The organism is Sphaerospermopsis sp. LEGE 00249, assembly GCF_014299995.1.
GTDB classification, from domain to species: Bacteria; Cyanobacteriota; Cyanobacteriia; order Cyanobacteriales; family Nostocaceae; genus Sphaerospermopsis; species Sphaerospermopsis kisseleviana.
In genome coordinates, this window is sequence record NZ_JACJUZ010000171.1 from 1 (window position 1) to 1,124 (window position 1,124).

General features: G+C 35.5%; 1 protein-coding gene. It reads left to right on the top strand.

The annotated features are described in order from the left end of the window. The first annotated feature begins 79 nt into the window (after window positions 1–79). Window positions 80–1,104, top strand: a protein-coding gene (locus tag H5968_RS24955; RefSeq protein ID WP_222620812.1) for an IS630 family transposase whose coding sequence is annotated in 2 segments (ribosomal slippage) — window positions 80–503 and window positions 503–1,104 — 1,026 coding nt in all. Because the reading frame shifts where the segments join, the coding sequence is not laid out codon by codon here. Window positions 1,105–1,124: the final 20 nt, after the last annotated feature.

Here is a 1,124-nt window from a genome sequence, read left to right on the forward strand (position 1 = left end):
TATAGCAATCCTGAGCAGTTTGTGAGAAAATACGGAAATAAGAAAAAAGTAAATTTGAGAACTGGGGTGTGGGCTACAAATGTGGATACAATTATTAGAGGATTTTATCAAAAATAGTCAAGAGCCGCGTGAGATTAAGCGAGCTACAGCAGTAAAAATGTTGTTACGTGGATATAAACATGACGAGATAATGCCAATATTAGATGTCTCATCTGGGTTTATTAGTACCTACAAGAAAGCGTTTTTTCAAAAGGGAATTGATGGTTTAAAACTCAAGTACAAAGGAAGTAAAGGATTTCTTTCTAATATTCAACGTGCCGAGGTAATAGAATGGTTGCAAACTAAAGAAAAATGGACATTAAATGAATTAGAGTATCATATAGCCTCAAAATATGGAGTGACATTCGCCTCAAAACAAAGTTACTACGAGATATTTGATGCTGCCAATATTAGCTGGAAGAAAACACAGGCAAATAATCCGAAATATAACCAAGAATTAGTAGACTCAAAAAAAAAGAGATTTGTGAGTTGTTGGAGACGCGACGACCGGAAATAGAGTCAGGAGAGCTAGTGGTGTTCATGATTGACGAATGTCATTTATTATGGGGAGATGTATGTGGTTATGTCTGGGGAAAAACTGGTGAACGAATATCAGTACCAGTAGTAAATGCTCGTGATAAACAAACATATTTTGGTGCATTAGATTATAAAACCAAGGAATTTCTCACATATTCAGCCCCAAAAGGTGACTCTAAAAACACAATTAATTTTTTAGAATATCTCCGTCAACAACGTCCCGAAACTAAGCTATTAATCATTTGGGATGGTGCAAGTTATCACCGTTCACAACAAATTCAAGATTATCTGGATTCATTAAATCATGACTTGGAAAAAGAACAATGGTGGATTACTTGCTTGAGATTTGCCCCGAATGCACCTCAACAGAATCCTGTAGAAGATATTTGGCTGCAAGCAAAACGATTTGTTCGAGAGTTTTATTTTTTCTGTCACTCGTTTACTGTGATCAAGGAGTTATTTGAACTATCAATCAACTGTCAAATATTTGACTTCCCTAAACTTCATGACTACGGTGTTTTCTCATGATTGATTTAGGGTTGCTATAT